Annotated in this window: 6 protein-coding genes and 1 pseudogene; 6 read left to right on the top strand and 1 reads right to left on the bottom strand. The window is 67.8% G+C overall.

The window, feature by feature from the left end; translation table 11 throughout:
• From AB0J09_RS52020 to AB0J09_RS52000, 5 genes and pseudogenes are all read left to right on the top strand, one after another.
• On the top strand, nt 1–782 hold a 782-nt coding region (locus tag AB0J09_RS52020; protein ID WP_360709226.1), incomplete at its 5' end, for an alpha/beta hydrolase.
• Nucleotides 783–1,092: 310 nt separating this feature from the next.
• Nucleotides 1,093–1,926, top strand: a complete 834-nt coding sequence (locus AB0J09_RS52015) for an alpha/beta hydrolase (protein ID WP_360709223.1) — start codon at nt 1,093–1,095, stop codon at nt 1,924–1,926.
• A 22-nt stretch (nt 1,927–1,948) separates the two neighbouring features.
• Nucleotides 1,949–2,767: an alpha/beta hydrolase gene (locus tag AB0J09_RS52010; RefSeq protein ID WP_360709221.1), complete on the top strand. Its 819-nt coding sequence runs from the start codon at nt 1,949–1,951 to the stop codon at nt 2,765–2,767.
• Between the two features lie 35 nt (nt 2,768–2,802).
• Nucleotides 2,803–3,756, top strand: a complete 954-nt coding sequence (locus AB0J09_RS52005) for an alpha/beta hydrolase (RefSeq protein ID WP_360709219.1) — start codon at nt 2,803–2,805, stop codon at nt 3,754–3,756.
• Between the two features lie 902 nt (nt 3,757–4,658).
• Nucleotides 4,659–4,778: pseudogene (locus AB0J09_RS52000) on the top strand (restriction endonuclease); the annotation flags it as partial.
• Nucleotides 4,779–5,239: 461 nt separating this feature from the next.
• Here the strand turns inward: AB0J09_RS52000 and AB0J09_RS51995 are convergent.
• The gene (locus AB0J09_RS51995; protein WP_360709217.1) at nt 5,240–5,584 is read right to left on the bottom strand and encodes a hypothetical protein; all 345 of its coding nucleotides are present in this window, start codon (nt 5,582–5,584) and stop codon (nt 5,240–5,242) included.
• A gap of 313 nt (nt 5,585–5,897) precedes the next feature.
• On the opposite strand from AB0J09_RS51995, the gene AB0J09_RS51990 reads away from it, so the two are divergent.
• Nucleotides 5,898–6,695: ArsR family transcriptional regulator (locus AB0J09_RS51990; RefSeq protein ID WP_360709214.1), on the top strand; the 798-nt coding region annotated here is incomplete at its 3' end.

The raw sequence follows: 6,695 nt of genomic DNA, 5'->3' as shown, positions 1-6,695 counted from the left end.
CCGGGCATGTGCGGGTGCACGTGGTCAAGCCCGTCGACAGTGTCGGCGAGGTCCCCGTCGTGCTGTTCCTGCACGGCCTGGGCTGGGTCCTGGGGGACGCCGGCACGCACAAGCGCCTGGTACGCGAGTTCGCCCTCGGCACGGACGCGGCCGTGGTGTTCGTGGAGTACGAGCGCGCCCCGGAGGCGCGGTATCCGGTCGCCGTCGAGCAGTGCTACGCGGTCGCGAAATGGATCTTCGAGCGAGGCGGCGAGATCGGCCTGGACGGAAGCCGGATGGCCGCGGTGGGTGACTCGGCGGGAGGCAACCTGGTGGCGGCGCTGACCCTGCTCGCCAAGGAACGGGGAGAGGTACGGCTGGTGCAGCAGGTGCTGTTCTGCCCGGTCACCGACGCCGACTTCGACACCTCCTCGTACCGGGAGTTCGCCCAGGGCTATTTCCTCGGCCGCGAGACCATGCGCTGGTTCTGGGACCAGTACCTGCCCGACGTGCGGCGGCGGAGCGAGGCCACCGCGTCACCGCTGAGGGCCACCCTGGAGCAGCTCAGAGGCCTCCCGCCGGCGCTGGTGGTCACCGGCGAGGCCGACGTGGTCCGTGACGAGGGCGAGGCGTACGCGGCCAAGCTCCGGGCGGCCGGCGTGCCGGTGGTGTCCATGCGCTACCACGGGACGGTCCACGGCTTCATGGTGCTCGATCCCCTGCGAGGCACGGACGCCGCCCGCGCCGCCCTCATCCAGGCACTCGACACCCTCCACGTCGCCCTGCACCGCTACCGCGGCTGAACCCTCGTCGCAGCGCTCCAGTGCCGCGGTGCTCGTCGAAGGCGGTGCGGACCGCGACCGTGGCGGAGGCGACGGACTCACCGGGATGCGTCCGCTTGTGACACTTCCGGGCAAGAAGCAGTGCGCTTGGGGACAACCGGCGGCAGGAGGTCCGCCCTAGCGTGATGGGCATCCGGTGCTGCGCATGTCATGAACGCCCGACGCCGGCCACCGACAGGCCGATGCGTCCGCACGGCGCCCTTCCTGCTGCCGGGCTGGGCGTGGTCCTGAGCGCACGCATCACCATCATTCCGGATGAAGGAGCAGGTTCATGCCGTACATCACCGTGGGTCAGGAGAACTCCGCCTCCATCGACCTGTACTACGAAGATCACGGAACCGGGCAGCCGGTCGTCCTCATCCACGGGTTCCCGCTCGACGGCCACTCCTGGGAACGGCAGAGTGCGGCGCTGCTCGATGCGGGCTACCGCGTGATCACCTACGACCGCCGCGGTTTCGGTCGGTCCAGCCAGCCGACGACCGGCTATGACTACGACACCTTCGCGGCCGACCTGAACACCGTGATGGAGGTCTTGGATCTTGAGGACGCCGTCCTGGTCGGCTTCTCGATGGGCACCGGTGAGGTCGCCCGGTACGTGTCCGCCTACGGCACGGCCCGCGTGGCCAAGGCCGCCTTCCTGGGCGGGCTGCCACCCTTCCTGCTCAAGACCGGCGACAACCCGGCCGGGGCCGCCCCGAAGGAGTTCTTCGACGGCGTGGTCGCGGCCGTCAAGGCGGACCGCTACGCGTACTACGGCGACTTCTTCAAGGACTTCTACAACCTCGACGAGAACCTCGGCACCAGGATCAGCGACGAGGCGGTCCGCAACAGCTGGAACGTCGCAGCAGGCGGCGGCTTCTACGCCGCCGCTGCCGCGCCCTCGACCTGGTACACCGACTTCCGGGCCGACGTCCCGGCCATCGATGTGCCGGCCCTGATCGTGCACGGCACCGCCGACCGCATCCTGCCCATCGACGCCACCGCCCGCGCCTTCCATCGCCTGGTGCCGACCGCGACGTATGTGGAGATCGAGGGCGCCCCGCACGGCCTGCTGTGGACCCACGCCGCCGACGTCAACCAGGCCCTGCTCGACTTCATCAAGTGATCCACCCCAGCAAGGAAGCACGATGACACAACCCACCCGGCGTCAGACCATCGGTGCCGCCCTCGGCACCGCGCTCGCCGCGTCCATGGCGGTCTCCGCCTCCTCTACCGCCGCCTCAGCTGAGACGAGGGGCGCGGCCAAGCCCACCATCGTGCTCGTGCACGGTGCCTTCGCCGACGCCTCCAGCTGGACGGGCGTGATTGAGCGGCTCCAGCGCAAGGGCTACTCCGTCATCGCGTCGGCCAACCCGCTGCGCGGCCTGGCCGGCGACGCCGCCGCCACCGCCGCCCTGCTCGCCACCATCAAGGGTCCCGTCGTCCTCGTCGGCCACTCCTACGGCGGCGCGGTGATCACCAACGCCGCGCGCGGCAACGACAACGTCCAGGCCCTTGTCTTCGTCGCCGCCTTCATCCCCGACGAAGGCGAGAGCGCTGCCGAGCTCGCCGGGAGGTATCCCGGCAGCACCCTCGGCGAAACCCTGCGGGAGGTGCCGTTGCCCGGCGGCAGCACAGACCTGTACGTCAAGCAGGACAAGTTCCCCACGCAGTTCGCCCACGACCTGCCCACCCGTGACGCCAAGGTGATGGCCGTCATCCAGCGTCCGATCACCGCCGCCGCGCTCAACGAGCCCTCCGGCGCCGCGCCCGCCTGGAAGGACGTCCCCTCCTGGGCGCTGTTCGGCACCGGGGACAAGAACATCCCGCCTGCCGCGCTGCGCTTCATGGCCGAGCGTGCCAACGCACGCGCCACCGTCACGGTCAAGGACGCCTCGCATGCCGTACTGGTCTCCCACCCCGACGCGGTGGCCCATCTGATCGAGCGCGCCGCCAACGGCCGCTGACCCCTGAAGTCCCTCTTCTCACACTAGGAACGATCATGAACAAGCCTGTCCTCGAACCTGCCGCGCAAGCCTTCGCCGAAGCCACCGCGCAGCCGCCGTACCTGTTCCAGCTGCTGCCGAGCGAGGGCCGCAAGGCCGTCGACGACGTCCAGTCCGGCCCCATCGACAAGCCGGCCGTGGACGAGGAGTGGGTGACGATCCCCGGCGGGCCCACCGGCCAGGTCAAGGCCCGTATCGTCCGTCCCGCCGGCCGGACGGGAGATCTCCCTGTGATCATTTACATCCACGGCGCCGGCTGGGTCTTCGGCAACGCCCACACCCACGACAGGCTCGTGCGCGAGCTCGCGGTAGGCGCCGACGCCGCGGTCGTCTTCCCCGAGTACGACCTGTCGCCCGAACACCGCTACCCGGTGGCGATCGAGCAGAACTGGACGGTGGCGCAGTGGATCGTCGCCGAAGGCGCCGCCAAGGGCCTTGACGCCACCCGCATCGCGGTGGCCGGCGACTCTGTCGGCGGGAACATGAGCGCCGCCCTGACGCTGATGGCCAAGCAGCGCGGCGGGCTGCCGCTGCGCCAGCAGGTCCTGTTCTATCCGGTGACCGACGCCACCTTCGACACCGGCTCCTACCACCAGTTCGCCGAGGGCTACTTCCTGCGCCGCGACGGCATGCAGTGGTTCTGGGACCAGTACACCACCGACGAGGCCCAGCGAGCCGAGATCACCGCCTCCCCGCTGCGGGCCTCGCTGGACGAATTGGCCGGACTGCCCCCGGCGCTGATCATCACCGCCGAGGCGGACGTGCTGCGCGACGAGGGTGAGGCGTACGCCAACAAGCTGCGCACCGCGGGAGTACCGGTAACCGCCGTACGCTACCTGGGGATCATCCACGACTTCGTCATGCTCAATGCGCTGCGCGAAACCTACGCCGCCGACTCAGCGATCGAACTGGCCGTAGGCACGCTGCGCCGGGCCCTGGCCAAGGACTGAGACAGGCCTTCCGGCCCATCCGCCTCGACTCGGTCCGTACCTCATCGTCCGCAACGCGAAAGTCTTCACCGCAGATCCGCGCAAACCCGCCGTCTCGGCGATCGCCGTACGCGCGGGCAGGATCGTCGTGCTCGGCGATGACGGGGACATCGCCGAGCACGTCGGAATGCGCACGCGAGTGGTGGACGCGCTGGGACGACGGCTCGTGCCCGGGCTGAACGACTTCCACCTCCACGCTGGTCTTCCGAACGTGCGTGGTCCGATCAGGAGGCGGCTGCTGCTGAGGAGCAGCACCAGCACGAGGATTGTCATGACTTCAGTGGTCCGCTCCGTAAGTCCCTCGGGGTTACGGAGCGGCGGTTAGGGGGTCCTCGGCGGTCAGAACCTTCCGTCGGCGAGCAGGTGCTTGGCCGCCTGACGAGATCGCTCTCACGCCGCTGTTGCGCACGGCCACGAGGTGGCCCACTGAAGCCGACGGTCTTGTGACTCGTTTCGACGGCCTGCCCGATTGTACTGGCTAAGGTTGGTCGGGCCGACGATGATCACGGCGGTGGGAGCCATCATGACCATCTCCACCTCCCAGGAGTTCTCAACCCTGGCCTGACCCCGCCGGATCTTCACCTGCGAGCGGAAAACACGATGGGAGGTTCGGCCCAGTCAGGGCGCACGATCAGTCAGTGGGCCGCCACGACGACCGGTCGCCGGTCGTCCTCTTCGGCCTCGTCCTTGATGCGGTCGAGCTTCATACGGAGGGGCTGTCTCCCTGACCGTCGCTCCAAGTCGCACTTCGTTGAGGCGGATCTCAGCGACCAACTTGAGACCGCCTGCCAGTACGCCGCGACCCTCGGAACGAGCATCTGCAACCGCTCCCCGTCATGTCTAGGAAGGCTTTGGCCTGGAGACTGGCCGGTCTGGACCTGGAGACCGTAGAGACGGGCGGGGAGATCACGACACCGTCGACCGTACGCCGGGATCCGGAGTTTCGTGATCGGGTACTCATGGCGTACGAGTACTGCTGCAGCGCTCTGAAAGACAGGCGAGCCCTGAGCCCGTTTTGGCATGCGGTCATGGTGCTGCGCTGGTTCCGAGGCGATCGCGACATCAAACACCCGCTTAGGCTTAGACGTGGCTTCGGGCAAGGCGACCGGCTCGTCCTGGCTGAATCCGGTGGAACGCTGGTTCGCCGAACTGACGACCAAGCAAATTCGTCGCGGAGATTACAAGAGTGTATGCACCGGAGAAGGACATCCATGCCTGGATCGCCTCCTGAAAGGAGGGCCTAAGCCCTTCGTCTGGACCAAAACAGCCGAAGATGTCATCGACACTCTCGCCTCATACTGTCGACGAATTTCTGACTCAGGACACTGGCGCGGCAAGGCACGATGCCGGCGTTCGGGAGAACATCCTCAGCGCTGCGATGCTGCGCCGGACCGGGGGAACATTCGTAGTCGACTCCGGTCCGGCAGCCGCGCGGGCGTTATCCCTACTGGCACCAGGACGCCTTGAGCCTGGAAACGAAGATCTCGGTTACCTTGGGCTCCAGCTGCAACTGGATGGTCTCCCAGTCGCAGAAGTAGATCTTCTTGCCAGTGCTGACTTTCACGTAGCCCGACCATCCCCCCGCGTACAGGTGATCTCCGTAGGAGTTCAGGCTGTAGAATCCCCATGTGGTGATGGTCTTCACACAAATACTGGTGCCACATTCGTAGTAGTACTTGAGGTCGCTGGCCGCCCTCTGCGTGGCCGACGCCGCCGTGGGCGCGGCGACGATGCCAGCCGCGATCCCGATCGCACCGATCGTGGTGAGCATCTTTGCCGTGACCTTCATGAGAAACTCCTCCGCTCTCTTCGGTTCCTTTGGCCTTTCCGGCCGCGTCTTGCCGATCTCTCTTGCGTCGCCGTAACGGGTCAGCGCGTACTGACGCCTGGGACCGCTTTGAATGTCTTTCGAAACCCGACGGACCGAACCGCCCCCGCGCAAGGTGCCGTCAGCTGGAATTAATGGCTCCTCATCGGGACCCGTGGCAGTAAGGCTGCCCCAGCCCAATTCCGGCCGCAACGCCTTTTAGTCCTGACTAAAAGGGTCGGCCGGACTTGGCTGAACAGGGCCGGCGACGCGAGAATCCATTGGCATGATGCGCATGCACTTTTCCGACGCCGACTTTCGCCAGATCACGTTCGCCGCGGCTCCGAACGCCCTGTGGGAGACGGTGCTGAGTGTGCGCCTGCTCCGTGGCGCGCCGACCGGAAGGAGTTGGTCGCGGCCCGGAGTCCGCCGACTGCACCGGCAGGTGAGGGGAAACCTGGTGGAGCGGGCGGGGGTGCTCGCGCCCCTGGCTCTCCCGAAGAGTTTCTTGCCCGCGTTCCTGCTCCAGCCGGACGCCGACGACTTCGCCACCGGTGTCGAGCTGGCCACTCAGACGCCCAGCTCGTATTTGGCGGTCGACCTGAGCGCGTTGGCGCCCGCCCAGCGGACCGGGCGATGGGCGGGGGAACTGGCTGGCGGCTCCCCCGGGGCGCGCCAGACCCTTGCCAGTGACCTGCACCGCTACTTCACCTCATCGGTGGAGTCGCTGTGGCCGCAGATCCAGACCGAAGCCGCCGCCGACCGCGCCCTGCGCGCCGAGGCTCTGCTGCGCGGCGGGGTCGACGCCCTGCTGGCCACGCTTCATCCCGACTGCCGATGGCAACCGCCGACCCTGCACATCCCGATCGACGGCGACTACGACATCCCCCTGTGCGGACGCGGGCTGCTGCTGATCCCGTCGTACTTCGCGCCCCGCCCGATGGTGATGTACCGGCCCCACGCGGCCACCGTGCTGGTCTATCCGATCTTCGTCACGGACCGGTCCACCGACCAGGCCGACGTGCTCGGACCCCTGCTCGGCCGTACCCGCGCAGCCGTGCTGGCCACGTTGCGCGCCCCGGCCACCACCACG

The organism is Nonomuraea sp. NPDC049784, assembly GCF_040659615.1.
GTDB lineage: Bacteria > Actinomycetota > Actinomycetes > Streptosporangiales > Streptosporangiaceae > Nonomuraea.
The sequence above is the reverse complement of the archived record's forward strand: the minus strand, read 5'-3'. Positions and strand labels throughout refer to the sequence as shown.

Excerpts from the sequence above, each read along its gene's own strand:
- AB0J09_RS51995 (WP_360709217.1), bottom strand. The coding sequence starts at position 5,584 with ATGAAGGTCACGGCAAAGATGCTCACCACGATCGGTGCGATCGGGATC.
- AB0J09_RS52015 (WP_360709223.1), top strand. The coding sequence starts at position 1,093 with ATGCCGTACATCACCGTGGGTCAGGAGAACTCCGCCTCCATCGACCTG.
- AB0J09_RS52010 (WP_360709221.1), top strand. The coding sequence starts at position 1,949 with ATGACACAACCCACCCGGCGTCAGACCATCGGTGCCGCCCTCGGCACC.
- AB0J09_RS52005 (WP_360709219.1), top strand. The coding sequence starts at position 2,803 with ATGAACAAGCCTGTCCTCGAACCTGCCGCGCAAGCCTTCGCCGAAGCC.